The following is a 25,706-nucleotide window of genomic DNA, read 5'->3' on the forward strand; positions in this document are numbered from 1 at the left end:
AGTTTCCTTCATCGAAAAGATAAACTATGTATTTTTAAAAATAAAAATTCGAGAAAATTAGTGCAATTCGTGGCGGAAAACTTTGCGACTTCGCGTCTTTGCAAGTAAAAAAACTCGCGTTCTTTGCGTAAACCTTTGTTTCCTTTTCGGTTAAAAACCCGCACCAACATTGGAATTTGGATTTTTTTCATTGAAATTTTAAATTAAGTTGTAACATTTTAATAGCTTCCGTATCAAAAGCATGGATCCGATTTAATTAACAACTTAAAACTATTAAAAATGAAAAAGTATATCATCTTAATTATTGCATTTTTATTCTCGGCATTATGTTTAAATGTTTTCGGCCAAACCAAACAATTTCCGTTTGAAGTTTTAAAAAAGGGAAGCGGAGATCAATCTATTATATTTATTCCTGGCTTTGCATCTTCTGGAGATGTTTGGAATGAAACCAGAGCAACATTCGAAAATGAATTTACTTGTTATACACTCACAATGGCTGGTTTTGCAGGGAGAAAACCGCAGCCCAATGCCTCGTTTGAAAACTGGAAAACTGGAATTGCCAATTATATAAAAGACAACCAAATTGAAAAGCCAATTTTAATCGGACATAGTATGGGTGGCGCTCTAGCACTTGCACTTGCTGCCGATTACCCGGATTTGATTAGCAAAATTGTGGTTGTAGATGCTGTTCCTTGTCTGGCCGCGATAAACGATCCTGCTTTCAAATCAAAAATAAATAACGATTGTTCTACGAGTGTAAACCAAATGACGGGAATGACCAATGATCAGTTTTATGATATGCAAAAAAAGACAATGCCAAGCCTTTTAGCTGATACTACTAAGCTTGATATGGTGGTGGATTGGAGTGTGAAATCAGATCGAACAACTTTTGGTCAAATGTATTGTGACTTTTTCAATATTGATTTAAGAGAAAGAATAGCACAGATTAAATGTCCAGCATTAATTTTGTTAGAATCTTATTTTATAAATTTAAAACCAGCGATTGAAGGTCAGTATCGAAGTTTAAAAACGGCTAATTTTCAATATGCCACAACGGGTCTTCATTTTATTATGTACGATGACACGGCTTGGTATTTAGGGCAGTTAAGTACTTTTTTAAAACAGTAAGAATGGAATTTGAACAAATCTACAATACATATTGGGATCGAATTTTTAGACTATGCATGGGTTTCGTAAACGATTACGATGGCGCCCAAGATTTGACTCAGGAGACGTTTATAATTGTTTGGCAAAAACTGGAAACTTTTAGAAATGAATCAACAATCGGAACTTGGATTTTTAGAATTGCTTCTAATAATTGCCTCAGACAAATAGAGAAGCAAAAGCGTTTCCCGAAATCAGAACTTCCGATTCATCTTTCAGAAGAGAAACAACATTCAATCGAGCCACAGATTCAATTTTTGTATAAATGTATCGCCGAGCTTCCAGAAACCGATCGTATCATCATTTCGTTAGAGTTAGAAGATATCAAACAAACGGAAATTGCTAAAATCGTCGGACTTTCTGAAGCCAATGTTAGAGTGAAAATTCACAGAATAAAAGAAAAACTGACTCAAAAATTTAAAGAAAATGAACAACGATAGCAATATAGATTTTAAAGATTTATGGAAAAAACAATCCATAAGCCAGCCAGATATGAGCGATTTGCTCACGAGATTAAACAAGTTTAAAAAAACGGCTTTGCGCTGTTTATGGATGACTAACATTATGCTTTTGGCAACATGTGCGATTATAATTTTTATCTGGATATTTTTTCAGCCTCAGTTCATCTCTACTAAAATAGGAATTGTGTTTACTATTCTCGCGATGGTCGTTTATGTGTTTGTCTATAATAAATTATTGAGCGATTATAAAAACATTGATTCTACTCAAACCAATCAGGAATATCTTCAAAAACTAATTTCGATAAAAAAGAAACAACAGTTTTTGCAAACCAAAATGATGAGTTTTTACTTTATTGTACTTACACTCGGCCTTTGTTTGTATCTGTATGAATATGCGAGCAAAATGAATTTTATAGGAGCAAGCCTCATGTACGGATTTACATTGTTTTGGATGCTTTTTAATTGGTTTTACCTTCGTCCGAAACAAGTCAAAAAACAGCGAAATAAAATAGACAATTTAATAGAAAAGTTTGAAGAAGTAAGCGATCAATTAGATGCATAAAAAAAGCTTCGTTCAATACGAAGCTTTTTTACCAAAAACAAAAATTTAAATTCTAAATTTCTATAAATTATTGTCCAAAAACGTACGGTGTAAGAGGTAATACGATTATTCCCTCACTATTTGCTGTCGCAGTTAATTCATTCTCTAATTTTCCTCCAATATAAATTTTTCCAGTTAATGTTTGTCCAGCAACACCACCGTATCCGCTAGCGCTTAAAGAAGCTCCTATAGATTTTTCTTCTGCAGTGAATTCTTTAGTCCATGGTAGTGTAGTAAGATCTTCATTCAATCCATTACCGCCTTTTTCAAAATATGTAACAGATGCTGTTCCTGTATAATTTCCAGTTATTTCGTATTTAACGTCTCTTGAGTTGTTTTTGCCATTATCATCATTATCGTCGCCGCAAGAAACCGCTGTAAAAGCAAGAGTCATTACAATTGCTAAGGTTTTCAAAATTGATTTCATATTATATCTTTTAATTAATATTCAGATTTATAACAAAATTAGCCCCTTAATTACGAGAGGACAATACCTGATAAAATGTATTTTTTATTACCTGATATCAGGTAAAAGACTACTATTTCTTTTTGAAAGTCATTAAGCTTTAATAACTTTGAGTAAATGCCACATTTATGAAGAAACTCTACGCCATTTTGTTTTTTTTGTTTTTCACTGTAATTTCTCATTCACAAGTAATTCTTTCATTAGATGATGATACTGTTTATATTGACAGTATTGTTAAGATCACAAAAAACACAAAATCAGACAGTGTCAAAAGTTTAAATAGTTTTAGATTATCAAAACTATTTTTGATGGCACAGGATGCTAAAAAATCGAAAGAATATCTTGAACAGGCGAATAAATTAAAAGTTAAATATCCTTTTTTAAAAGATGCTTCGATTTTTTATAATGCTTCCGGTTTTATAGAAAAAGGCGATTTGGAAGGTTTTGAAAAAGCATTGCTTGAAGCAAACGATAAACTCAAAAAATATCGTAATAAAGAAGCTTATAAGCTTCGCGCCATTATACTTCAGAATTATGGCATTATGCGACAACGAAAAAATAATGAGAATGCTTATATGAAGTTGCTTATAAATGAAGCTATTCCGATTGCTAAAAAAAGTGGCGATTACGAATTAATCAGTGCTTTAAATAAAGCTGTTGCCATTATTTTTATGAATAATGATGAGCGTGAAAAAGCGACTGAATATCTAGATCAAGCACAAAAGTATATTGAAAGCGCCACTATAAAATCTGCAACTTTAGCAGAGTCTAAGATGGAAACGTATATTATAAATGCTGAAAATCTAGTTGAACTGAAGCATTTTTACGACGCTAAAGAAATTTTGGATAAAGCTTATTCGACTTTAGAAAAATATCCCGCATCTAACTTAAATGATTCTTATTTTTATTCGGAAGGACTTTACTATGCCAAACAAAATAAACACGATGAAGCATTGGTAAGTTTTAATAAAGGAATTAAATCGGCAGAAAGTCATCAGAATGCTATTGCAGTAAACAGATTGAAATTTGCAGAATATGAAGTGCTTTTTAAACAGAAAAACTATGACAAAGCAAAAAGTAATTTAGAATATCTGATAGAAAAAACACCTTTTATTGTAGACAAAAAGAATTATTACAAAGAACTGTCTAAAGTTTACAACGCGACAAAAGAATATCCGAAAGCTTATTTTTATTCAAACAAATACAATGTTATAAACGACAGTTTAAACGATGCCAAGCTTAAAAGCGAAATTGTAGAACTTGAAGCGAAATACAAAAAAGCAGAAAGCGAAAAGAAAATTGGTCTGCTGCAATCTGAGAATGAAAAAGCGGTTTTGCAGGTGAATAATAATCGTTTGAATATGATGCTTTTTGCGGTGCTTTCGTTTGTATTGTTTTTGACGGTTTTGTTTTTGTGGAGTTGGAATAATTATCAGAAAAAGATAAGTTTTCAAAAAGAGGTAAACCACAAACAGGAACTCGAAGCATTAGAGAATCAGCAGAAATTATCTATTTCAAATGCTTTAATTGAAGGAGAAGAAATTGAACGCAAAAGAATCGCGAGAGATTTGCATGATGGACTTGGAAGTATGCTTTCTGGCCTTAAAATCCATTTGAATCTTGCAGAACGAGAAAACAATGAAAATGCTCCAAATATAAACGGAATGTTGAACGATTCGATAAAAGAGCTTCGTAATATTTCTCAAAATCTGATGCCTGAAAGTTTGATGAAATTAGGACTTGAACATGCGTTAAGAGATTTGTGCGCTTCGCATTCGACACCAGAAACAACTATCGAATTTCAGTATTTGATTAAGAAAACAACCTTGCCTCAGCATTTTAAAATAATGATTTTCAGGATTATTCAGGAACTTTTAAATAATTCTTTAAAATATGCAAAAGCCTCCCAAATTCTGGTTTCCTGTTCGCAGAATAAAGATGTGTTTTTTATTACAGTAGAAGATAACGGAATTGGTTTTAATGTTGATCATGCAGAAAAAAGAGATGGAATGGGCTTGCGAAATATTAAAAACCGCGTGGCTTTTTTAAACGGAAAATTAGAAATTGATTCTGTTCTTGGAAAAGGAACTTCAACTTATATCGAATTAAAATATAACCCAAATCATGATTATGAAGCATAAAACGGTAATAGTAGACGATCATCCGATTGTGATTTCTGGAATTGCAGGCCTGTTGTCGGATCTAGATAATATAGAAATTGTAGAAAAATTCGAATCGGGAATTGCGCTTTTAGATTATATCGAAGACAATAATGTAGATTTGATTTTAATGGATATTTTTCTGCCTGTTATAAATGGAGTCGATTTATGTAAAACAATCAAACAAAAATATCCTAAAATTGTAATTATAGGTATGAGTAGCCAATCTGAAAGAAGTTTGGTGATGCAGTTTATTCAGAATGGCGGAAATGGATATATTCTTAAAAATGCTTCTTTTGATGAGTTTAAAGAATGTATTTACAAAGCAATTGATGGTGAAATTGTTTTTAGCGAAGAAGTAAAAACGATAATTAGTCAGCCTTTGTCTGAAGATTTAGAAAGAATTCGGGTTTAAGCCGAAGAGAGCGCGATATTGCTCTTTTGCTTTCTCAAGGAAAATCGACTCAAGAAATAGCCGATGATTTGTTTTTAAGTTTCTTAACCGTTCAAACGCATCGTAGAAATATCCTTCAGAAGTATAAAATGAAAAATGTGGCAGAATTAATTGCTTTTCTGCTCAAAAACAACATGCTGAATTAAGTCAAAAATGGTAGAAAAATGTCAAAATGGCATTTTGTTAAAATGGTTCGCATTTTGCAGTTTGTTTTGTAAATTTAAAAATCAATCTAAAAACAGAAAAAAATGGGATCAGGATATTTAATTATTGCTGGAGCTATAATGTTGTTCAGCTGGCTGGTAAGTTCGCAGCTGAAGAGCAAATTTGAATTGTATTCGAAGTTGCAATTAAGAAACGGAATGAGCGGACGCGAAATCGCTGAAAAAATGCTTGCCGATAACGGAATTACAGATGTTCGCGTTATCTCAGTTCCAGGTCAGTTAACAGATCATTATAATCCATCAGATAAAACAGTAAATTTAAGTGAAGCTGTATATAACCATCGAAATGCCGCCGCAGCAGCCGTTGCAGCGCACGAATGTGGTCACGCTGTGCAACACGCAATTGGTTACGAATGGTTAACAATGCGTTCTAAATTAGTGCCAATTGTAAGTGTAGCTTCAAACTTCGTACAGTGGATTTTGATAGCAGGAATTCTTATGATTAAAGTTTTTCCGGGACTATTATTAGTTGGAATTATCATCTTTGCGGCAACGACTTTGTTCTCAATTGTTACACTTCCTGTAGAGTATGATGCAAGTAATCGCGCTTTGGCTTGGTTAGAAAATAAACACATGCTAACACAAGAAGAACAGGCAGGAGCAAAAGATGCTTTAAAATGGGCGACAAGAACTTATGTAGTAGCGGCAATTGGTTCTATTGCAACGTTGCTATACTATATATCAATTTACTCTGGAAGCAGAAGGAATTAAATAGTTTAAACTTTCAATATCTAAAAATTCCAAATTCCAAATCTGTTGGGTTTGGGATTTTTTTATGCATTTCTGAAACGAAATTAAACCCGACAGGTTTTTAAAACCTGTCGGGTTTAACTTTTAACTTTTAACTTTTAACTTTTGGAATTTGGAATTTTTAAAATTTGGAATTTATCTTTTCTAAAGCTGTATCTGTCTATCAATTTGCTGATCTAAAGAAATAAAAGTTTCTGTTCTAGAAACCCCTTCGATAGCTTGGATTTTGTTATTTAAAAGTTGCATCAAATGTTCGTTGTCACGACAGATGATTTTAATTAAAACTGACCAGTTTCCTGTAGTGTAATGACATTCTAAAACTTCGGGTATTTTTCTAAGTTCTTTTACTGCTTCTGAGTTTCTAGACGCTTTGTCTAGATAAACTCCAACAAAAGCCATAGTGTTATAGCCTAAAACTTTTGGATTAACGGTAAACTTAGAACCAGAAATAACTCCAGATTGTTCTAGTTTTTTTAATCTTTGGTGAATTGCCGCTCCAGAAATCCCTATTTTATTAGCTATTTGCAAGATTGGTTTGCGGGCATCGTCCATTAGATAGCGAAGAATTTCTTTGTCGATTCCGTCAATTTCAATTAAAAGGGAGTTGATTTTCATAACTTACAATTTGAAACTATTTTTTGTGATTTGGGTTATCAATAGAAATCAAATGTAGTTAAAATGCTGTACAAAAGAAAATTCCAAATCTCAAATGGTTAGTTTGAAATTTGGAATTTTAAAAGTTGTATATTTCAAAAGGTTATTTTCCTTTGTTGGCTTCTGCTACGTATTTTTCTAGAGCCATTGTCATAGAAGGAGTTTCAGGAGTTGGAGCAAGAATATCAATTCTTAAACCATGATCTAAAGCTTCTTTTTGCGTTGTGCTTCCGAATACGGCAATTCTGGTGTTGTTTTGTTTAAAATCTGGGAAATTCTTAAACAATGATTTGATTCCTGTTGGGCTGAAAAAAGCTAAAACGTCATAATAAACATCAGCTAAATCAGATAAATCACTCATTACAGTTCTGTAGAAAATAGCTTGTGCCCAATCTACTTTTAAACTGTTTAATGTAACAGGAGCATCTGCATTTAATTGGTCAGATGCAGGAAGTAAAAATTTCTCGTCTTTGTACTTCTTAATTAGCGGAGATAAATCTGCAAAATCTTTTGCTCCAACGTAAATCTTACGTTTTCTGTACACGACATACTTTTGAAGGTAAAACGCAACAGCCTCAGATTGACAAAAATATTTCAAACCTTCTGGCACTTTGTAACGCATTTCATCAGCAACTCTAAAAAAATGATCTACAGCATTTCGACTTGTTAAAATGATCGCAGTGTAATGATTAAGATCGATTTTTTGTAATCGAATCTCTTTTGCGCTAACCCCTTCTACATGAATAAATGGTCTGAAATCAATTTTTATTTTGTGTTTTTGTTGGAGCTCAAAGTAAGGAGAATTCTCCACTTTAGGTTCAGGCTGTGACACCAAAATTGTTTTCACTTTCATATTATAAATATTTTCTAAGCACTCCCTTTTGTAATCCAATAATAAAGAAAATAATAAGGGGCTATTTCAAGAGCGCAAAGATACAAAATAAAATAAAATAACTTACCGATAATTACGTTTTGATATGTTTTAATTGAAATAAAGTAAGAGTATACGCTAATACACAGCGAAATACCTATGATTGCTAGCGGAATAATCTGCGGAATATTGTTGTAATAAAACAAAACAGCATTGATTGGAAGGATTAAAACACCAATATACGTTCTGTAAGTTACTTTTTGTAGGTTAAATAGTTCTACAAAATCGTCAATATTGAATGAAGTTGCTACAATTTTTTCAATTAAATACTTCCCTAAAATGAAATAAAGAAGGAAAGTGGCAATCTGAATAAACAGAACCCAATCGGTTTTTGATGCATAACCAAAAATATTCATCGTAAGCAGAATAAAAAAGGCAAAGGATACAATTTGCACAAAAAATAAACCAACTGTAAAGCTGTTTTTCATGTGGCTGTTGTCTCGATAAATTTTAGCATATTTATCAGAAAAAATAAGTTTACTAAATTCACTAAATCTTGTTTCGTAAGCAGATTTTGTCATGGCAACAACGGCAAAGGTCACCACAAATAAAAGTGTTGCCCAGTCCTTGTTTTCGATTATTCGAGGATGAAGTTGTTCAATCATAGCGATACAAAATTAGTAATTTTTTGATGCAATACTTTTATTATATATTTATTATGAATCAAATGCTATAAAAAGTTTACTTTTGCGGTGAAATTACCGAGAAAAAAATGAGTGATAGTATTGTCATAATTCCCACATATAACGAAATTGAAAACGTTGAAAGTATAGTAAGAGCTGTACTTTCGCAACATAAAGCTTTTCATCTGCTGATTATTGATGATAATTCTCCAGATCATACTGCAAAAAAAGTGATCGCTTTACAAGAAGAATTTCCAGGAGACTTTTTTTAGAACAAAGAGCAAAAAAGTCAGGATTGGGAACTGCGTATGTTCATGGCTTTAAATGGGCTTTGGAGCGCGAATATCAATTTATTTTTGAAATGGATGCCGATTTTTCGCACAATCCAAATGATTTAGAGAAATTGTACGATGCCTGCCATTTTGGTGGAGCAGATCTTGCAATTGGATCTCGATATGTAACTGGTGTTAATGTGGTGAACTGGCCTTTAAGTCGAGTTCTGATGTCTTATTTTGCATCTGTTTACGTAAAATTTATTACCGGAATGAAAATTCACGATGCTACTGCAGGTTTTGTTTGCTACAAAAGAGAGGTTTTAGAAAAAATAAATCTGAACAAAATAAAATTTGTGGGATATGCGTTTCAAATCGAGATGAAGTACAGAACTTATTGTGCTAAATTTCAAATTTCAGAAGTCCCAATTATTTTTACAGACCGAACAAAAGGAGTTTCTAAAATGAGTAATGCTATTATTAAAGAAGCTATACTTGGAGTGATTTCGCTTAGATTAAGAAAATTAGTCAATTCATTATAAACCAACCGAAATGAACAGGATTTTAATAAAGAATGCCAAAATTGTAAACGAAGGGACAATTTTTGAAGGTGATGTTTTAATTGAAAACGATTTGATTGTTGAAATTGCAGACAGCATTTCATTAAAAACTTCAGATTGTATCGTTATTGATGCTGAAGGAAATTATTTAATGCCAGGCGCGATAGACGATCAAGTGCATTTTAGAGAACCAGGTTTAACGCATAAAGGGGATATCGAATCGGAATCTCGTGCTGCAGTTGCGGGCGGAATAACCTCTTTTATCGAGCGACCAAATACGGTTCCAAATGCGGTGACTCAGGAAATATTAGAAGATAAATATCAAATTGCTTCTCAAAAATCATTTGCGAATTATTCGTTTATGATGGGAGCAACAAACGATAATCTGGAAGAAGTTTTAAAAACAAATCCGAAAAATGTTGCAGGAATCAAGATTTTCTTAGGTTCGTCAACAGGAAATATGTTGGTTGACAATGAAGCGGTTTTAGAAAAAATATTCTCAAGCACTCCAATGTTAATTGCAGTTCACTGTGAAGACGAAACTACGATTAAAAATAATCTTGCTTCTTTTAAAGAACAATACGGCGACGACGTTCCAGTAACGGCACATAATTTAATTAGAAGTGCAGAAGCGTGTTATATTTCTTCTTCAAAAGCTGTTGCGTTGGCAAAACGTACTGGAGCTAGATTGCATATTTTCCATCTTTCAACTGCGAAAGAAATGGAATTATTTACGAATAAAATTCCGTTAGAAGATAAAAAGATCACGGCAGAGGTTTGTGTACACCACCTTTGGTTTACAGATGAAGATTATAAAACAAAAGGAAATTTCATTAAATGGAATCCTGCTGTTAAAACTGCTGAAGATCGTGCCGAACTTTGGAAGGCTTTAAACGATGGAAGAATTGATGTAATAGCAACAGATCACGCGCCTCATACCAAAGAAGAAAAAATGCAATCTTATTTGAACGCACCTTCTGGAGGTCCACTTGTTCAGCATTCTGTTGTCGCAATGTTTGAAGCACATCATCAAGGAAAAATTACAGTGGAGAAAATCGTGGAGAAAATGTGCCACAATCCGGCTAAAATTTTCAAAATAGAAAAAAGAGGATTTATTAGAGAAGGTTACCACGCCGATTTAGTAATTGTTAATCCAAGTTTGCCTTGGAGCGTAAAGCCAGAAAATATTTTGTACAAATGCGGATGGTCTCCGTTTGAAGGATATACTTTTAAATCTAGAATAACACATACTTTTGTAAACGGTGAATTGGTTTACAATAACTTTAAAGTAAAAGATACCAGAGCAGGTAAAAGACTATTGTTTGACAGATAAAAAATAACTATGAAGAATTTTATAGTAATAATATTGGTTTTGTTTCTTTCTATAAGCTGTAAAAAGGATTTGGTAAAACAGCCAGCAAAGCTTATTGAGAAAGGTAAGATGATTGATATTATGTATGATTTGTCTCTTTTGGAAGCAATGAGATATCAGAAACCTTTGTCTTTAGACTCGATTGAAAATGATCCGAAAATGTTTATTTTGAAAAAATACAAAGTAGACAGTCTTCAGTTTGCTCAAAGCAACATGTATTATGCTTCAGATTATGAGAACTATAAAGATATGTTTGATGAGGTAAATAAAAGAATTTCTGTAAACCAAAGGGCAGCAGATTCTTTAGCTAAAATTGATGAGAAAAAAGCAGCTAAGGAAAGTAAGAAGAAGGCCAAAGAAGCCTCAAAAGATTCTATTCAAAAACCAGCTCCACGCGTTAATGACGATTCTATAAGAAGAGCTCGCATGCAAATGCGAGATAGGACAAAAAAACTATAGTTTAGCGCTGTCTTTAATATATCGATGAATATCAGTAAAAACCGTTCCTAGAGCGGTTTTTATTTTTTCATTACTATACAAATTCTTTGAATACGAAGCTTTTGCTGTTGCTTTTGTGATGCTTCTTTTTCTGAAAAATAAAGTAGAAAAAATTCCGTCTGCAATCCACAATATATTCATTAGGAAAGGTTTGGCGTGAATATGAGGTCTCTTTACTTTTAAAACATCAGAAACGGTATCTAAAAGATCTTTAAAAACAATATTGTCTGAGATAAGAGTGAAACGTTCGTTTATTATTTCGCTTTTCATCAATTCATAACTCGTTTTCACAACATCTTCAACCGAGATGAAACCAGTGCTTCCAAGTGTGTAGAATGAAAGTCCTTTAGAGACTTTTCTATAGATTTCGCTACTTCCTTCGTCAAAAATAGCCATCATTTTTGGAGGGCCTAAAATAACTCCTGGATTTACAATAATAACGTTTAAACCTTCTTGATGTCCGCGCCAAACTTCCATTTCGGCACCGTATTTAGAAATGGCATAATCACTATGCGGTTTCTCAGGATTCCAATCTGTTTCTTCGGTAATATGGGTTTCGTGAGCGAGAATATCTCCTAATGCGGCAATAGAACTGATGTAGCAAAACTTTTCTACTTCTTTGGCGATAGCAAAATTGACTATGTTTGCGGTTCCTTCAATATTGGTTTTTCTAAGAATTTCTTCGTCTTTTGGTTCAAACGAAATAAAAGCTGCGCAGTGATATACTTGTTTGATATCGATAAAAGCAGTTTCAAGCGAAGGTATGTCTAGAATATCGGCTTCAAGCCAATTGATTTTTTCAAACAAATCTGCTTTTTTATACAAATCAAAAACCGATTTTGTCTTCTGAATATTTTTTTCTGTTCTGTAAATAGCCCGAACATTTTCTCCATTTTCAATTAAATGAAGCAATAAATGTGCGCCGACTAAACCAGTTCCTCCAGTTACTAATACCATTTTGTAAAGATAAGTTTTTGTTGTAAAGGTGCAAAGGTGTAGAGGGACAAAGTTGCAAAGGTTTTTTGCTTTTTGCCACAAATGCGCTAATACGTAAAATTTTTTATTTCAATAAATTTTATGCAATACTTCCATAGTAAAAACAAAAACTTTGTGCCTTGGTGTCTTCGTGGCAGACTTTTTTGTCATTACCATTGACATTGATTACATTTGCGCAAATTATTTAAGAAAAAATGAAGAATCTAGTTGAAGAATTAAAATGGCGCGGGTTATATCATGATAGTATGCCTGGAACAGAAGAACAATTACTAAAAGAAGCTACAACTGCGTATATTGGTTTTGATCCAACGGCAGATTCTCTGCACATCGGAAGTATGGTTCAGATCATTTTATTGGTTCACTTAAAGAATTTTGGTCACAGACCAATTGCTTTGGTTGGTGGAGCAACTGGGATGATTGGAGATCCTTCTGGTAAATCTGATGAAAGAAACTTGCTTGACGAAGTAGCTTTGGCCAAAAACGTTGCTGGAATTAAAAGTGTTTTATCTCGTTTCTTAGATTTTAATTCAAATGATGCAAATGCGCCAGTAATGGTGAATAACTACGATTGGATGAAGGAATTTTCTTTTATCGATTTTGCACGTGAAGTTGGAAAAAGAATTACTGTAAATTACATGATGGCTAAAGATTCTGTAAAAAAGAGATTTAGCGGAGAAGGAGAGGGAATGTCTTTTACAGAGTTTACATACCAGTTAATTCAAGGTTACGATTTTTATCATTTATACAAAAATAACAATTGTATTCTGCAAATGGGCGGTTCTGATCAATGGGGTAATATTACCACAGGAACAGAATTAGTGCGTAGAATGGGTGGAGAAAATGCAAAAGCATATGCTTTAACAACTCCATTAATTACAAAAGCTGACGGATCTAAATTTGGTAAATCTGAAGGCGGAAATGTTTGGTTAGATGCCGATAAAACTTCGGTTTACAAATTTTACCAATTTTGGGTAAATACAACTGATGTTGATGCTGAGAAATACATCAAGATTTTTACTTTCTTAGATAAAGATACTATTGATGCTTTAATTGAAGAGCACAAAACAGCACCACATTTAAGAGTTTTACAAAAGAAATTGGCAGAAGAAATTACTGTTTTTGTTCACAATAGAGAAGAATTAGAAAAAGCGATTCAGGCTTCAAATATCTTGTTTGGAAATTCAACGGCAGAAGATTTGAAAAAATTGGATGAAGCTACTTTCTTAGAAGTTTTTGACGGAGTTCCACAAGCTGAAATCGCAAAAGCTGATTTAGAAAACGGATTGGAAATTATTACTGTTTTAAATGAAAAAACAGGTTTCTTTAAATCAAACGGAGAAGCTAGAAGAGCTTTAACCGCAAACTCAATCTCTGTAAACAGAGAAAAGATAAAAGAGGATTTCGTTTTAACTGCAAATGATTTAATCAATAATCAATTTGTTTTATTGCAAAGCGGAAAGAAAAATTATTTTGTGATTCGTGTTGTTTAAACAGGTTTAACCGTTTAATCGGTTAATTGTTTAATCGATCCATGAAATCTTAAATTGAATATATAATTCCCAATGTTCGAAAGAATATTGGGATTTTTTTGTTTTAAAGTTCTGATATTGAAAATGTAAATATTTTTTTATTAAGTTTATTCCCTAAAACTAACCTAAAAAATATGATTGGAATTTTACTTATTTACTGGATTTGGAAAGGATATACCAATTTAGCTCTTGAATATGATAAGAACAAATGGGGTTATTTCGGCATTGGAATAGTGTCTTATTATGGAGGTACTCTCGTTGCAGGATTTCTTGTTGGAATTTTAGCTGTCCTTATTAGAGGTGTTGAAAATGTAAACGATGACAGTTTTAGTAATCCAGGATGGAATATACTTTTTGTACTTTTTGGTGCTTTGGCTTGCTATGGAGTTTACAAGCTTTTAGAGAGTAAAGGCGAAAAAGAAAAAGAGCTTCAAAAAAGAGAAGGAATTGAAAGTATTGGTGTAACAGAGGAGAATTAGTTTTTTTGTTTAATCGGTTAATTGTTTTTTTGCGATTAAACGATTACACAAATCAACGATTAACCAATTTAAAGAACCATCAAGTTACATCCACGAATATCAGAATTATCAAAACGTCCTAATACTTCGAAAGAGTTGTTGGGATTTTTTTGCCTAAATCTTGCGTAGCAATAAAAGAACACGAATTAATATTAGCTAAATCAATCACATTGATTCCGCCAGTTCTTCCGTCTTTTACATAAGTTAAAGCATCTTCCGGATCTCGAACTAAAATATGCATCCAAGAAGGGCATTCAAAAACTCCTTCGCCAAGAGAATAAGCTTGCGCTAAAAGCTCCGTCATTCCATATTCTGAATGAATAGATGAAACGCCAAAACCTTTACATAAAATGTCATGCAATTCTTCACGAATCATTTCTTTGCGTTTTCCTTTCATTCCTCCAGTTTCCATAATAATGGTATTTTGAAGGTTAAATTGGTGTTTTTCGATCAGATCTAATAAAGCATACGTAACACCAATTAAAATTACATTTTGGCCTGCTTCGTCGAGCTCAAGAAGTTTTTTGATTAAGTCGTCGTGATTGTGCAAATAAAACCCGCTTTCAGGCTGATTAGAGAGTTTTATTAAATCTTCGACCATGTAAATTAACGAAGAGCCTTCGCGTTCTAAATAAGACGGCAAAAGGGCTAAAACAACGTAATCTTCGATATTGCCATAAAACTGAGAAAATCCTTTGCGGTAACTTTCCTCATATAGAGAAACATCGGTCACGATATGTCTGCTAGTAATCATTCCGGTTGTGCCGCTGCTTGTAAAAGTTACTTGTGCAGGATCTGTATTAGAAACCACATCATGACTTTTGAAAAACTGAATGGGTAAAAAAGGAATTTGCTCGCAGTGATTTTACTTGTTGCAGATTAACCTTTAAAAAATCACAGAATTCACGATAAACTTTGTTGTTCTCGTGTTGAAAACGAAACACTTTTAATGCTATTTTTTCAAATTGTTTCTGACTTGAAATGGTAAAGATATCGTTGGCTGTGATCAAAACTTTTTTTTTGCAAAGATATTATATTTAGTGTTTAGTCGCAGTATTCAGTCACAGTTTTCAATCTTGGTTTGCAGTAAAGTGTGTAAACTAAATACAGGCACTGAGTCTTAAAACTAAAAAAAGCTCCAATGGAGCTTTTATCGTATAATGAGTTTTCGGGTTGCCGATGCGTTTTGTTCACTTATTTTGATGATATATACACCAGGAGGTAATTCTGCAACACTTAGTTCTCTTGAAACTAAATGGGCTTGCAAAACTTTTTTTCCTAAGATGTCAAACACAATAATTTCTTTCTCTAAATCGTTTTTAGACGATATATAGACTTTGCCATTTGTCACTGGGTTAGGATACAAGCTTAAACCCTCAATAGAAGTAGATTCTTGAGTTTTTGGTAATTGCTTGCTGTCTTGCGCCGAAACGCTTACAGTGAAGAAAAATGCCAATAAGAAAGTAATATAAAAGTAGTTTTTTGCCATCGCGTATATTTGGATATTGTAAATATACAAAAAAAATTACAAAAAGTACGCCAAAAAAAACATCCTAAAGAATTAGGATGTTTTTAACATTATGTGTTCGAAGTGATTAGAAACCTACTGACCATCCAGCAGCCCATGTTGGTTGAGCAATACCAGCTCCAGCTCCAGTTGCAGAAGCTGACTCAACAGCTACAGCAGAAACATTAGCTGAAGTTCCGTCTGTTTTCTTTCCTTTAGTTTTTGTAGCTATATCAGCACCAAATAAGATGTTTGTGATTTTTAAATCTGTACCAACAAAAGCGATAGTTTCATCGTTTTCAACATCAACACCAGTTGCCCAAGCAGTTACTACTACGTTAGAGAATTTAGCTTTAGTTCCTCTTCTTAATTTGATAGCTTGGTTTTCTTGGAAGTTTGCTGTAGAAGCTGTACTTCCAGGTCCAACAAGAGTTAAGTTTGTAATAGTTGGGTTAGAGATTGGAGCAAAAGCATATCCAAATTCGAAGTTATCAGCTTCAATTCCTCTGTTTCCTTTTCCGAAATCTAATTTACCGTACCAGTTTTCGTTTGTTCCACTCCATCCTTCAGTCCAGTCAAATTGGTCATCTTCGTTACCGATAGAGATTAAGTTTTTAGTATTTACAGTTCCTCCGAAGAATTCAAATCCGTCATCAGCTCCGTAGTAAGCTTGTACATTTTCAACAGTTGTACCTGAACCAACTCCGAAGAATGAAAGTCCGTTGAATTCTTTTTCAGTATTGAAAGCAGCACCAGCGTACTCAATTCTTAAATATTTAATAGAACCTGAATTGTCATTAGCAACAGTTCCACCATAAGTTAACTCAGCAACTTCAGATGTAGCTGTAGTAGTCTTACCATTATCACGGTTGATTGGCGCTTTTCCACAAATTACTAATCCACCCCATTTACCAGCAACTTTTACAGAAGCAGTCATAATAACTGGTTTAGCAAGCAGTACCGTTTACGTTGATTTTACCACCTTGCGCAACTGCGATGTAAGCAAGCAGTTCCACCTGTTCCTTCAATTACTGTTCCAGCAGGAATTGTCAAAGTAGCACCATTTTCTACTTTAATAGCTCCAGTTAATTTGTACGTTTTAGTAGCATCAAGAATTACTTCACCATCAGTAATTTTTCCTTGAAAATTAGCAGGATCTGCTGTAAACGTAGAAGTTGGTTTTTTATCATCATCGTTAGAAGAACAGCTTGTAAGCAAAACTCCTGATAAAGCAAAAACTGTAACGAAATTTAAAATTGATTTTTTCATAATCGTTTTAATAATTTTTTTTGTGTTTAATTTCTGTTGCAAAGATGGATTAGAAATCTTTTTCAGGTGTTAAGCTACTGTAATTGTTAGTTTAACAAAACGAATGCTTTATATTAAGGAAATGTTAATTTGTTAAGGAAATATTTTGAATTAAAGAGCAAAAAAAAGACAGCTTTTAGAAGCTGTCTTTTTTAATTAAATATTTTTTCGGTTTAGAACTCGTAACTAAACTGTAGGCTTAAATTCAATCCTTTTTTGTAGCTCAAAACGCTTACATCGCCCGATTTGTTTTCTTGAACTCTGTCTATAGTTGGGTTAAGTAAGTTTTTTGCAACAAAACCAAGGCTATAGTTTTTGTTCAATTTCGATTTTGCAATAAAGTCTAATGAACCAACAGCTTTGTCAACTAAATCACCTTTTTCTAATGTACCAATTGCATTTACTCGGTCAGAGAAATAATTGTAAGCTATAGTTGTTGTCAAATTGCTTTTTTTGTCATTCCATTCGTTGAAGAAAGATAAATCGGCATTTAATAACAAAGGAGAAGCTCCTGTAAATTTACCTGTTGTGTTGGTAAAAGTAGTTGGACGTGTTCCTTGTGTTTCTTCTTGAACTTTTTCGTTATTCAGCTCTTGTTTGCTGTATAAGTAAGATACGTTGATTCCTCCAGTTAATTTTTTAGCATTTTCGCTATCGAAATTAAAAAGTGTTTTCTTGTATTCTACCTCTGCTCCAGCTACATAACCATAATCTCCTGAGTTTACATAAGAGATATCATTTGTAGAAGAGTTAATAACTACCTCGTTAATTGGGTTTAAGATGTATTTTCCGAAACCTGTTACAGAAAGAACTTCATCACTGTTCGGGAATATTTCCCATTTTAAGTCAAAGTTGTAATCATCTGAAGCATATAAAAATGGGTTACCAATTTTAGCTTGTAAAAATTCTTCGTAGATAAAAGGAGATCTTTCTTTGAATTGTGGCAATGTATAAGTTTTACTGAATCCGAAACGTAAATTTTGTTTTTCGTTAAGTTCATATTTCAATACCAAACTTGGTAAGAAAGCTGTTTTGTCTAATTTATCGCTTCCTCCTGCAGGATCTAACTGCGTACTCCAGTCAACAGTTTGTGTAATAACTTCAGCTCTTAATCCTAAAACTGCAGTAAATTTATTGTTGAATTTGTATTCTGTATTTAAGAAACCTCCATTAATAGTCAAGTCTCCATTATATGTTTGTGGGTCAAGTGCGTTTGGAACTTCTGGTCCTCCACGGAAAGTAGAAATGGTAAAGAAGTTGTTATCCAAGTTTTGTTGGTTGTAGAATAAATCCAAGTTATTTGGGTCTACGATATCACCTGTATGAGAAACTGGGAATGTTGTAGTTTTAAAGTTGAATTGAGTTGCCTCAAAATCTCTGTTTTTAAACCTTCCGTTGTAGCCTAAAGTAAATTTTCCTTTGTAATCTCCTTCTTCATTTTTATTGAATTTGTAGTTTACAGATAAATTTGCCGCTAATTCGTTTTCCTTTAAAGTTTGAAAATAACGGTGGTTGTTTGGCGCAGATTGAGAGTTGATTACATAACCTTGGTCAAGAACATTCATAGTGTTGTATGTTCTGTCTGGAATATCTTGTTTTACAGTATTAAAAGATCCGCCCCAGTTAAATGTGCTTCTATCGCTTAATTTGTGCTCTCCTAATAATTGGTTTACCCATAAAGCCGATTTTTCATATTCATTTCTTCGGATGTATCCGTTTCCTTCGTTTGCTAAGTCAACAATATAACCTCTTGATTCTTCTTTTCTTTGAGTAGAGGTATTGATGAACAAAGTATTGAAGTTAATCTTGTTATTGCTGTTAATTTTGTATCCAGCATTAAACATTGCAGTAGTGTTTGTATTGTATGAAAGATAGTTGTAATCCAAATCTTTTCCAGCAACACCAGCAGCATTAACACTACCTCTTGCAATACCTTCTGTTCTTGAAGCATATTCGTTTGTGAAAGATGCAGTTCCGAAGATATTGATTTTTCCTTCTTCACCAACGTTATAAGAATCACCACCTGAGATTCCAAAAGATCCTCCAATTGGCGTCTTTTTGTCAAATTGCAAAGAACCGTAATTGTATTGTGTCAAAGGATTATTTGGGATTTCAGCTTTGCTAAATCCAAAAGCATTTGGTCCTTTTTGTAAAGTAAAATTGTTTTCGCTAATAGCGTTTGTATTTATTTTTGATTCAAAATCAATTTTTAAGAAACCGTTCCCTTTGTAATCTTTTGAAACGATGTCAACATTTCCTCCAGCAAAATCTCCAAAGAATTTTCCGTTGTATACTTTGTCGATAGAAACATATTCAATAATATCTGTTGAGAAAATATCTAAATTGATGTTTTTCTTCTCAGGATCATTTGATGGAATTGGAAGTCCATTCATTGTTGTAGAGTTGTAACGATCTCCTAAACCTCTCACAAAAATGTTATTGGTTCCTTCTTGTTTAGTAATACCAGTAGTTTTTACAACAGCATTGGCAACATCGCTCACACCTTTTTTAGAAAGTTCTTGTGCACCAATAGCTTGTTTAATATCTACAGCATTTTTTTGTTCTAGAAGTAAAGCAGATTCTTTTTGTTTGCCTCCAGTTGAAGCTTGAACCACTACATCTTTAAGAGTATAACTTCCTGATGAAAGTCCTTGATTAACCACTACAGTTTCATTTGCTTTTACAGCAACAGGAGCTTCTACAGATTCATATCCTAAAAAACTAAAGATTAAAGTATAGTTTCCAGGATTTACGCTTAAGGAATATTTTCCGTCTACGTCGGTATTTGCGCTAATATTTGTACCTTTAACTAAAACATTAGCAAATGGTAGAGATGCGTTGTTCATATCTTTGTCAGTTAGAACTCCAGAAATCGTACCTTTGTTTTGCGCGATCGAGATCGTACAGATAAATAATGCAATAAAGAGAAATCTTAAATTGAATTTCATTTTTTTTCAGTGTTGTGTTTGTGTCTTAATTATTTTTGTGCAAAGAAAGAACCGCTCTGTGAAGTCCATGTTACCGACTTGTTATGTTTTTGTGTTGTTAAGATTATCAAATTGTTACGAGATTAAATTACGGTTAACACCATTTTTTAAAGGTTCTTTTGTTAGTATATTTACCCTGTGAAATAAGAAATATCGAATGTTTAATGAAGAAGTTTCGATATAAAAATCTCAATTTTTGCTATTTATGAAAAAAACACAAACTAAGATTTTATTAGTTGACGACGAACCAGATATCTTAGAAATCGTTGGCTATAACCTTGCTCAGGAAGGCTACCAGATTGTTACAGCTTCTAATGGAAAAGATGCTATAGCAAAAGCGCAGAAAGAGTCGCCAGAATTAATCATTATGGACGTGATGATGGCAGAAATGGACGGAATGGAGGCTTGCGAGCATATTAGAAAAATTCCAGAATTAAATAATGTTATCATAACATTTCTTACAGCAAGAAGTGAAGATTATTCTCAAGTGGCTGGTTTTGATGCTGGTGCAGATGACTACATTACCAAGCCAATTAAACCAAAATTGTTGGTATCAAAAGTAAAGGCTCTGTTAAGAAGGTTAAAAGAACAAGAAGTTGTTACAGATACTTTAAATGTAGGCGGAATCGAGATTAACCGTGAGGAATACAAAATCATAAAAGGCAATGTAGAAATTGCTTTGCCAAGAAAAGAATTCGAATTGTTTTATCTATTGGCTTCAAAACCAGGGAAAGTTTTTAAAAGAGACGAAATCTTGGATAAAGTTTGGGGTAATGAAGTTGTAGTTGGAGGAAGAACAATTGACGTTCACATCAGAAAACTGCGCGAAAAAATAGGCGAAGATCTTTTTAAAACTATAAAAGGTGTTGGTTACAAATTTGAAGTTTAGTATTTTTAAGATGCTAAGATTCTGAGGTGCTAAGTTACTAAGACTCTTTGGGATTTGGTTAAGATTTAAATCCATTCAAATTCTTTTAAAAATATTCAATACATTTAAACCATATAAGGAGCTGAAGTTTATCCGAACTTCAGTTTTTTATATGGTTTTTGAATTACACTTAATTTCTCTTAATCTCTTAATGGTTAAAATTATCAATGAAAATTAATTTTAAAAAAACATACAAATTCGCGATAAAATCGGCATTGTATATCAGTCTCTTTACAACAGCATTTGTACTGATGTTAATGTCATTATTTTATAAAAATCAATTAAAACATCAAGTTGCGTTTGGAATAATTTTCATAATCGTAATCTATATTTTTTCTTTTCTGGTTTTACAATATCGTGTAGAACGCTTTATTTACCGAAGAGTGAAGAAAATTTACGATGAGGTTTCGTTGCTAGAATCCACAACATTAATCAATCAGCCGATTAATACGGATATGGAAACGCTTTCGCGTGAAGTGAAAAAGTTTGCAACCGATAAAAAGCTCGAAATTGAAATGCTCGAAATTCGTGAACAATATAGAAGAGAGTTTTTAGGAAACGTTTCGCACGAATTAAAAACCCTTTATTTACCGTTCAAGGTTATGTTTCTACTTTGCTTGATGGAGCAATGGATGATAAAAATATCAGAAAAAAATATTTAAAACGTGCCGAAAAAGGAGTAGAGCGTCTTATATATATTGTTGAAGATTTGGATATGATTACCAAATTAGAATCGGGAGATTTAGATTTAAATATGACTGATTTTGATGTTGTTGAATTGATTCAGAATGTCTTTGAGCTTTTAGAAATGAAGGCAGACAAAAAGAAAATTAAACTAGCTTTTGAAAGCAAAAATGTACAGTCTGTAATGATAAGAGGAGATCAAGACAGAATTCAACAAGTGTTGGAAAATCTGATTGTGAATTCTATTAAATACGGAAAAGAAGGCGGTTTGACTGAAGTTGGCGTAGTAAATTTAACCAAGAAAAAAGTTTTAATACGTATTAGTGATAACGGAGAAGGTGTTGAAAAACAAAACATTCCAAGACTTTTTGAACGTTTTTACAGAGTAGATAAAAGCGGTACAAGATCTGAAGGCGGTTCTGGTTTAGGATTGGCGATTGTAAAACATATTATTGAAGCTCATAAAGAGAAAGTTTACGTAGAAAGTGAGTTCGGAATTGGCTCTGAATTCTCTTTTACACTCGAAAAAGCAAATAAAACGACAAAAATTGACGTTAAAAAATCGTAACGGCAGTTTTGCTAAAAGCCCTAAAACAAAGGTGTTTAACAATAAATAAACATTCCGATTTAGGCCATAACATTAAATTTTTATTATAGTAACATCTGGTTAATGATTTCTTAACATAGGTGCTCCATCTTTGCATCCTGAAATTAAGGGAATTACAGAACTAATGATAAAAAGAAAACTATTAGCCGTTTTATTACTGCTAACTTGTGCAGTCAATGCACAAGAAACAAATAAGCAAGAGCTGAATAAACAGGATGTAAAAAACGAAGTAATGCGTATTTTAGATTCTATAAACAAAGCAAAACTTCCAGAAACCAAGTCTGGAGGAGGAGTTGAAGAACATTGGTACGATAGAATCTCCTTAAGAGGTTACGCACAGATTAGATACAATGGTCTATTATCTACAAACGATAAAGTTTCTTGCGAACAATGTGATAGATCTTGGGGGACTACTTCTACAGCTCCAGATGCCAAAGCAAATAACGGACTTTTTATTCGCCGTGCCCGTTTAGTGTTTTCTGGACAAGTGCATCCGAATGTATTTTTCTATTTTCAACCCGATTTTGCAAGTTCACCGGCAAGTGGAATTAATAATTTTGTGCAGATTCGTGACTTGTATTTTGATCTTTCTTTCGACAAGAAAAAAGAATATCGTGTTCGTGTTGGACAAAGTAAAATTCCGTATGGATTTGAAAATATGCAATCAAGTTCACAGCGTTTAACTTTAGACCGTGCGGATGCAATAAACTCTTCAATCTTAAATGAACGTGATTTAGGAATATTCTTTTACTGGGCTCCAGCCGAAATTAGACAGCGTTTTGAAATGCTGGTTAAAGATGGTTACAAAGGTTCTGGAGATTTTGGTGTTTTTGCTTTTGGAGTTTACAATGGTCAGATTGCAAATAAATTGGACGGAAACAGAGACTTAAATGTTGTGGCAAGAGTAACATATCCTTTTGTTATTGGAAGTCAGATTATAGAACCAGGAATTCAGGCTTATACTGGTAAATGGGCTTTTACGGGAGAAGTTTCGTCAGGAGTTATTGTTAACGATCCTCAATATGTAAAAGATCAGAGAGTTGGAGCAACTTTCGTTTTATATCCAAGACCATTCGGAATCCAGACAGAATATAATATAGGAACTGGACCTAGATACAATACTCTTACAAATACCATTGACCAAACCGATTTGAACGGTGGTTATGTTCTATTAAACTATAAATGGGATATTAAAAAGCAGCTGTATTTACCCTTTCGCCAAATTTCAATATTATGACGGAGGAAAAAAATACGAAAAAGATGCTAGAAGCTACGTCGTTAGAGATTACGAATTTGGCATAGAATGGCAACCAATCAAAGCATTTGAGCTAACTGCTGAATATGTAGTGGCAGACAGAAGCTTTGTAGACAGTGCACTTCCAATAAACAGACAACAAGGAAATGTGCTTAGATTACAAGCGCAGTTTAACTTCTAAATCGACACCGATTAGACGCATTTGCTGTCGCAAAGACGCTTATGAAAACTGATTTCTTTATATAAAAAATGAAAAACCTCCAGCTTTAACTGGAGGTTTTTTTATAGTATAAACAACTTATAAATCCGTTTTATCAGCGTGCAATTATGCAGTTTTGTCTTCAAAAACCTTAAATAGAGAATCCCAGTCAATGTTGTTTTCAAATTGAGTTAGTCCTTTAAACGACTTTACTTTTGATAAATCTTCAATACTAAAGTCGTCTTGCATTGCATAAGGTACAAGATTTTCTTCCTGAAGTTTTATGGCTAGATATTCCTGTTCATATTGACCAGGTGTCGGAATAAAAAAGGCTTTTTTGCCTAGTTTTGCCAAATCCATTACAGTTGTATATCCAGAACGGCATAAAACAAATTCACTTTCATTAAAAGTCTGTTCTAACTGTTTAGAATTCATAAAATTATAATAGGTAACATTCCCTGATTCTCTTTTAGTCTGTGTTTTTTCTACAACACCTTGTACAAAAACAACTTTTCCAGGATAATTTGCGCCTTCTTTTTGCAGTTTTTCATCCAAGAAAGTACGTTGCGGTTCTGGTCCAGACAATATAATCATTAAATCATATATTTTTGGAGTATCCTTTTTCTTCATTCGGCTTAACGGACCGATATATTTTAGATTTAGTTCATTCGATTTTAAATGACCTAAATCTCCTGTCAAGTTTATTTTTTCATTAGTATCGGGAACCCAGCATTCATTATATTTTTTAATGAAATACTGATGGCATTTACTTGTAAACCAAGTTGTATTTCCTGTCATTACATTCAGTTGATGCGTAATAAAAACAGAAGGCACTTTCTTGCTGAAAACTCCTAATCTATTGTCTGAGATGATGCCGTCAATACCATGTTTTTTAATCCAATGATTGATCATTTTTTTCTCATCCAAAACGGCAGTAATCATTTTTGGAAGATTTTTGATCAGCTTCCATTTAAAGTTTTTACCATTCTTTGCATATTCAATATGGTAAGAAGGCAATTCTAAAGTTTGTATATAAGGAAATTCTTTTCGCAATAAAGACAATGCAATTCCGTCTGAAGCAATAATAGGAATGTAATTATTCTCTTGAAGCGCTTTGATAATAGGAATGCATCTAGTGGCATGTCCAAGTCCCCAATTTAATGGAGCAATTAAAATAGTTTTATTCGCAGAATAATCTATGCTCATTTTTAACACGTTTTAAAAACGAAGATAGACAAATATGTTTTTTATGTTATTTCGAGGGTATTACTAAATTATTAATTTAAGGTTCTAAGTTTCTAAGATGCTAAGTTGCTAAGTTCAAAGATTTTCTGTTAAACAAAAGAAGCCGAACTATTAGTTCGGCTTCTTTTGTTAATCTTAGAAACTTAGCGACTTAGAGTCTCAGCATCTTAGAAATTTAATCCTGAATATACGTTTTATTACCATTTTTGTTAATGTAGTATTTACCGCCTCTTGGTCCAGTATATACTTTTTTACCATTGTATTCGCCAGTAACTTTATCTGGAACAGCAGGTGCTTTTTCGTTAGTTTCCTTTAAAGTCTTAGTTGCCGATTTTTTAGCAACTGTGGCATCTTTCTTAGCGGCGTCAGCTTTTGCAGTAGAGCTTTTTGCATCGGCTTTAGCTTTATCTGCGCTTGTTTTTGCTTTGTCAGCAGTGCTTTTCGCTTTGTCAGATTCTATAGTAGCTTTTTTTGCATCAGCTTTAGCTTTTGTAGCTTGTTTGTCTGCTGTCTTTTTTGCTGCGTCTGCAGTTTCTTTCTTTGCTTTAGACGAAGCTCGCTTTTGCATCGTCAGCAGCTTTTTTAGATTTTGTGGCTTCTTTTTTGGCATCAGCCGAAGCTTTGTCTGCAGTTGTTTTTGCTTTTTTTGCTGAAGCTTCTGTTTTACTTTTTGTAGTTTTTGCAGTTGTTTCTTGTGCATAAAAATTAGAAGAGAAAACAACCATTAAACAGAACAATACTAATTTTTTCATAG

23 protein-coding genes and 4 pseudogenes are annotated in these 25,706 nt (G+C 33.2%); 15 read left to right on the plus strand and 12 right to left on the minus strand.

What is annotated here, in order from left to right:
- Positions 1 to 279 precede the first annotated feature (279 nt).
- The 3 genes from P5P87_RS19050 to P5P87_RS19060 are packed head-to-tail and all read left to right on the plus strand — an operon-like array spanning position 280 to position 2,187.
- Complete coding sequence (locus tag P5P87_RS19050) at positions 280 to 1,128, plus strand: alpha/beta fold hydrolase (protein ID WP_278020273.1); 849 nt, start codon at positions 280 to 282, stop codon at positions 1,126 to 1,128.
- A 2-nt stretch (positions 1,129 to 1,130) separates the two neighbouring features.
- Positions 1,131 to 1,604, plus strand: a complete 474-nt coding sequence (locus P5P87_RS19055; protein ID WP_278020274.1) for an RNA polymerase sigma factor — start codon at positions 1,131 to 1,133, stop codon at positions 1,602 to 1,604.
- On the plus strand, positions 1,591 to 2,187 hold the full coding sequence (locus P5P87_RS19060; RefSeq protein ID WP_278020275.1) for a hypothetical protein: 597 nt from the start codon (positions 1,591 to 1,593) through the stop codon (positions 2,185 to 2,187). The genes P5P87_RS19055 and P5P87_RS19060 overlap by 14 nt, the downstream gene beginning before the upstream one ends.
- A 67-nt stretch (positions 2,188 to 2,254) precedes the next feature.
- Here P5P87_RS19060 and P5P87_RS19065 read toward each other — a convergent pair whose 3' ends face one another.
- Positions 2,255 to 2,653 carry an MmpS family transport accessory protein gene (locus P5P87_RS19065; RefSeq protein WP_278020276.1) on the minus strand — a complete coding sequence of 133 codons (399 nt, stop codon included), beginning with the start codon at positions 2,651 to 2,653 and terminating at the stop codon, positions 2,255 to 2,257.
- Between the two features lie 167 nt (positions 2,654 to 2,820).
- Between P5P87_RS19065 and P5P87_RS19070 the strand changes: the two genes are divergently transcribed.
- The 4 genes from P5P87_RS19070 (at position 2,821) to P5P87_RS19085 (ending at position 6,240) form a co-directional block, all read left to right on the plus strand.
- On the plus strand, positions 2,821 to 4,833 hold the full coding sequence (locus tag P5P87_RS19070; protein ID WP_278020277.1) for a tetratricopeptide repeat-containing sensor histidine kinase: 2,013 nt from the start codon (positions 2,821 to 2,823) through the stop codon (positions 4,831 to 4,833).
- The gene (locus P5P87_RS19075) at positions 4,823 to 5,266 is read left to right on the plus strand and encodes a response regulator (protein ID WP_278020278.1); all 444 of its coding nucleotides are present in this window, start codon (positions 4,823 to 4,825) and stop codon (positions 5,264 to 5,266) included. Before P5P87_RS19070 ends, P5P87_RS19075 begins: the two co-directional genes overlap by 11 nt.
- A 26-nt stretch (positions 5,267 to 5,292) precedes the next feature.
- Positions 5,293 to 5,451 (plus strand): response regulator transcription factor, encoded by a 159-nt coding sequence (locus tag P5P87_RS19080; protein ID WP_278020279.1) that lies wholly within the window; start codon positions 5,293 to 5,295, stop codon positions 5,449 to 5,451.
- A 102-nt stretch (positions 5,452 to 5,553) separates the two neighbouring features.
- Positions 5,554 to 6,240 carry a zinc metallopeptidase gene (locus P5P87_RS19085; protein WP_278020280.1) on the plus strand — a complete coding sequence of 229 codons (687 nt, stop codon included), beginning with the start codon at positions 5,554 to 5,556 and terminating at the stop codon, positions 6,238 to 6,240.
- A 183-nt stretch (positions 6,241 to 6,423) separates the two neighbouring features.
- Here P5P87_RS19085 and P5P87_RS19090 read toward each other — a convergent pair whose 3' ends face one another.
- The 3 genes from P5P87_RS19090 to P5P87_RS19100 all read right to left on the minus strand — a co-directional run bounded on the left by P5P87_RS19090 (position 6,424) and on the right by P5P87_RS19100 (position 8,469).
- Positions 6,424 to 6,894: an Lrp/AsnC family transcriptional regulator gene (locus tag P5P87_RS19090; RefSeq protein ID WP_111365821.1), complete on the minus strand. Its 471-nt coding sequence runs from the start codon at positions 6,892 to 6,894 to the stop codon at positions 6,424 to 6,426.
- Positions 6,895 to 7,036: 142 nt separating this feature from the next.
- The gene (locus P5P87_RS19095; RefSeq protein WP_008465120.1) at positions 7,037 to 7,786 is read right to left on the minus strand and encodes a uroporphyrinogen-III synthase; all 750 of its coding nucleotides are present in this window, start codon (positions 7,784 to 7,786) and stop codon (positions 7,037 to 7,039) included.
- A 14-nt stretch (positions 7,787 to 7,800) separates the two neighbouring features.
- On the minus strand, positions 7,801 to 8,469 hold the full coding sequence (locus tag P5P87_RS19100) for a DUF4271 domain-containing protein (protein WP_198855439.1): 669 nt from the start codon (positions 8,467 to 8,469) through the stop codon (positions 7,801 to 7,803).
- Positions 8,470 to 8,576: 107 nt separating this feature from the next.
- Here P5P87_RS19100 and P5P87_RS19105 point away from each other — a divergent pair.
- The 3 genes and pseudogenes from P5P87_RS19105 to P5P87_RS19115 all read left to right on the plus strand — a co-directional run bounded on the left by P5P87_RS19105 (position 8,577) and on the right by P5P87_RS19115 (position 11,150).
- Positions 8,577 to 9,301 (plus strand): annotated as a pseudogene (locus P5P87_RS19105) (polyprenol monophosphomannose synthase).
- Between the two features lie 10 nt (positions 9,302 to 9,311).
- On the plus strand, positions 9,312 to 10,652 hold the full coding sequence (locus P5P87_RS19110) for a dihydroorotase (protein ID WP_278020281.1): 1,341 nt from the start codon (positions 9,312 to 9,314) through the stop codon (positions 10,650 to 10,652).
- A 9-nt stretch (positions 10,653 to 10,661) separates the two neighbouring features.
- A complete protein-coding gene (locus P5P87_RS19115) occupies positions 10,662 to 11,150 on the plus strand; it encodes a DUF4296 domain-containing protein (protein WP_198855442.1) in 489 nt (162 codons plus the stop codon).
- Here the strand turns inward: P5P87_RS19115 and P5P87_RS19120 are convergent.
- The gene (locus P5P87_RS19120; protein ID WP_278020282.1) at positions 11,145 to 12,146 is read right to left on the minus strand and encodes an NAD-dependent epimerase/dehydratase family protein; all 1,002 of its coding nucleotides are present in this window, start codon (positions 12,144 to 12,146) and stop codon (positions 11,145 to 11,147) included. The two genes, P5P87_RS19115 and P5P87_RS19120, sit on opposite strands and share 6 nt — an antisense overlap.
- 233 nt (positions 12,147 to 12,379) lie before the next feature.
- Between P5P87_RS19120 and tyrS the strand changes: the two genes are divergently transcribed.
- Complete coding sequence (gene tyrS / locus P5P87_RS19125; RefSeq protein WP_278020283.1) at positions 12,380 to 13,675, plus strand: tyrosine--tRNA ligase; 1,296 nt, start codon at positions 12,380 to 12,382, stop codon at positions 13,673 to 13,675.
- Positions 13,676 to 13,848: 173 nt separating this feature from the next.
- The gene (locus P5P87_RS19130) at positions 13,849 to 14,193 is read left to right on the plus strand and encodes a hypothetical protein (RefSeq protein ID WP_198855445.1); all 345 of its coding nucleotides are present in this window, start codon (positions 13,849 to 13,851) and stop codon (positions 14,191 to 14,193) included.
- 68 nt (positions 14,194 to 14,261) lie between these two features.
- On the opposite strand, the pseudogene P5P87_RS19135 reads toward P5P87_RS19130, so the two are convergent.
- From P5P87_RS19135 to P5P87_RS19150, 4 genes and pseudogenes are all read right to left on the minus strand, one after another.
- Positions 14,262 to 15,242: pseudogene (locus tag P5P87_RS19135) on the minus strand (LuxE/PaaK family acyltransferase).
- Positions 15,243 to 15,382: 140 nt separating this feature from the next.
- Entirely contained in the window at positions 15,383 to 15,721 is a 339-nt protein-coding gene (locus P5P87_RS19140) for a T9SS type A sorting domain-containing protein (RefSeq protein WP_095928275.1), read from the minus strand.
- Positions 15,722 to 15,827: 106 nt separating this feature from the next.
- Positions 15,828 to 17,008 (minus strand): annotated as a pseudogene (locus P5P87_RS19145) (hypothetical protein).
- A gap of 212 nt (positions 17,009 to 17,220) precedes the next feature.
- Entirely contained in the window at positions 17,221 to 19,995 is a 2,775-nt protein-coding gene (locus tag P5P87_RS19150) for a TonB-dependent receptor (RefSeq protein WP_198855448.1), read from the minus strand.
- 244 nt (positions 19,996 to 20,239) lie between these two features.
- Here P5P87_RS19150 and P5P87_RS19155 point away from each other — a divergent pair, with 244 nt between their 5' ends.
- The 3 genes and pseudogenes from P5P87_RS19155 (at position 20,240) to P5P87_RS19165 (ending at position 23,490) form a co-directional block, all read left to right on the plus strand.
- On the plus strand, positions 20,240 to 20,923 hold the full coding sequence (locus P5P87_RS19155) for a response regulator transcription factor (protein ID WP_278020284.1): 684 nt from the start codon (positions 20,240 to 20,242) through the stop codon (positions 20,921 to 20,923).
- Between the two features lie 206 nt (positions 20,924 to 21,129).
- Positions 21,130 to 22,214: pseudogene (locus P5P87_RS19160) on the plus strand (sensor histidine kinase).
- Between the two features lie 163 nt (positions 22,215 to 22,377).
- A complete protein-coding gene (locus P5P87_RS19165; RefSeq protein WP_278020285.1) occupies positions 22,378 to 23,490 on the plus strand; it encodes a porin in 1,113 nt (370 codons plus the stop codon).
- Between the two features lie 343 nt (positions 23,491 to 23,833).
- Here the strand turns inward: P5P87_RS19165 and P5P87_RS19170 are convergent, their stop codons facing one another.
- The 3 genes from P5P87_RS19170 to P5P87_RS19180 all read right to left on the minus strand — a co-directional run bounded on the left by P5P87_RS19170 (position 23,834) and on the right by P5P87_RS19180 (position 25,704).
- Positions 23,834 to 24,913 (minus strand): glycosyltransferase, encoded by a 1,080-nt coding sequence (locus P5P87_RS19170; RefSeq protein ID WP_278020286.1) that lies wholly within the window; start codon positions 24,911 to 24,913, stop codon positions 23,834 to 23,836.
- A 214-nt stretch (positions 24,914 to 25,127) separates the two neighbouring features.
- Complete coding sequence (locus P5P87_RS19175) at positions 25,128 to 25,520, minus strand: hypothetical protein (RefSeq protein ID WP_278020287.1); 393 nt, start codon at positions 25,518 to 25,520, stop codon at positions 25,128 to 25,130.
- Positions 25,498 to 25,704 (minus strand): hypothetical protein, encoded by a 207-nt coding sequence (locus P5P87_RS19180; protein WP_278020288.1) that lies wholly within the window; start codon positions 25,702 to 25,704, stop codon positions 25,498 to 25,500. Before P5P87_RS19180 ends, P5P87_RS19175 begins: the two co-directional genes overlap by 23 nt.
- Between the last annotated feature and the right edge of the window lie 2 nt (positions 25,705 to 25,706).

It is taken from the genome of Flavobacterium ginsengisoli (assembly GCF_029625315.1).
In the GTDB taxonomy this organism is placed as follows: domain Bacteria; phylum Bacteroidota; class Bacteroidia; order Flavobacteriales; family Flavobacteriaceae; genus Flavobacterium; species Flavobacterium ginsengisoli.

Bases quoted from the DNA above. Each gene is read 5' to 3' on its own strand.
- P5P87_RS19050 (WP_278020273.1), top strand. From the start codon at position 280: ATGAAAAAGTATATCATCTTAATTATTGCATTTTTATTCTCGGCATTA.
- P5P87_RS19055 (WP_278020274.1), top strand. From the start codon at position 1,131: ATGGAATTTGAACAAATCTACAATACATATTGGGATCGAATTTTTAGA.
- P5P87_RS19060 (WP_278020275.1), top strand. From the start codon at position 1,591: ATGAACAACGATAGCAATATAGATTTTAAAGATTTATGGAAAAAACAA.
- P5P87_RS19065 (WP_278020276.1), bottom strand. From the start codon at position 2,653: ATGAAATCAATTTTGAAAACCTTAGCAATTGTAATGACTCTTGCTTTT.
- P5P87_RS19070 (WP_278020277.1), top strand. From the start codon at position 2,821: ATGAAGAAACTCTACGCCATTTTGTTTTTTTTGTTTTTCACTGTAATT.
- P5P87_RS19075 (WP_278020278.1), top strand. From the start codon at position 4,823: ATGAAGCATAAAACGGTAATAGTAGACGATCATCCGATTGTGATTTCT.
- P5P87_RS19085 (WP_278020280.1), top strand. From the start codon at position 5,554: ATGGGATCAGGATATTTAATTATTGCTGGAGCTATAATGTTGTTCAGC.
- P5P87_RS19090 (WP_111365821.1), bottom strand. From the start codon at position 6,894: ATGAAAATCAACTCCCTTTTAATTGAAATTGACGGAATCGACAAAGAA.
- P5P87_RS19095 (WP_008465120.1), bottom strand. From the start codon at position 7,786: ATGAAAGTGAAAACAATTTTGGTGTCACAGCCTGAACCTAAAGTGGAG.
- P5P87_RS19100 (WP_198855439.1), bottom strand. From the start codon at position 8,469: ATGATTGAACAACTTCATCCTCGAATAATCGAAAACAAGGACTGGGCA.
- P5P87_RS19110 (WP_278020281.1), top strand. From the start codon at position 9,312: ATGAACAGGATTTTAATAAAGAATGCCAAAATTGTAAACGAAGGGACA.
- P5P87_RS19115 (WP_198855442.1), top strand. From the start codon at position 10,662: ATGAAGAATTTTATAGTAATAATATTGGTTTTGTTTCTTTCTATAAGC.
- P5P87_RS19120 (WP_278020282.1), bottom strand. From the start codon at position 12,146: ATGGTATTAGTAACTGGAGGAACTGGTTTAGTCGGCGCACATTTATTG.
- tyrS (WP_278020283.1), top strand. From the start codon at position 12,380: ATGAAGAATCTAGTTGAAGAATTAAAATGGCGCGGGTTATATCATGAT.
- P5P87_RS19130 (WP_198855445.1), top strand. From the start codon at position 13,849: ATGATTGGAATTTTACTTATTTACTGGATTTGGAAAGGATATACCAAT.
- P5P87_RS19140 (WP_095928275.1), bottom strand. From the start codon at position 15,721: ATGGCAAAAAACTACTTTTATATTACTTTCTTATTGGCATTTTTCTTC.
- P5P87_RS19150 (WP_198855448.1), bottom strand. From the start codon at position 19,995: ATGAAATTCAATTTAAGATTTCTCTTTATTGCATTATTTATCTGTACG.
- P5P87_RS19155 (WP_278020284.1), top strand. From the start codon at position 20,240: ATGAAAAAAACACAAACTAAGATTTTATTAGTTGACGACGAACCAGAT.
- P5P87_RS19165 (WP_278020285.1), top strand. From the start codon at position 22,378: ATGATAAAAAGAAAACTATTAGCCGTTTTATTACTGCTAACTTGTGCA.
- P5P87_RS19170 (WP_278020286.1), bottom strand. From the start codon at position 24,913: ATGAGCATAGATTATTCTGCGAATAAAACTATTTTAATTGCTCCATTA.
- P5P87_RS19175 (WP_278020287.1), bottom strand. From the start codon at position 25,520: ATGCAAAAGCGAGCTTCGTCTAAAGCAAAGAAAGAAACTGCAGACGCA.
- P5P87_RS19180 (WP_278020288.1), bottom strand. From the start codon at position 25,704: ATGAAAAAATTAGTATTGTTCTGTTTAATGGTTGTTTTCTCTTCTAAT.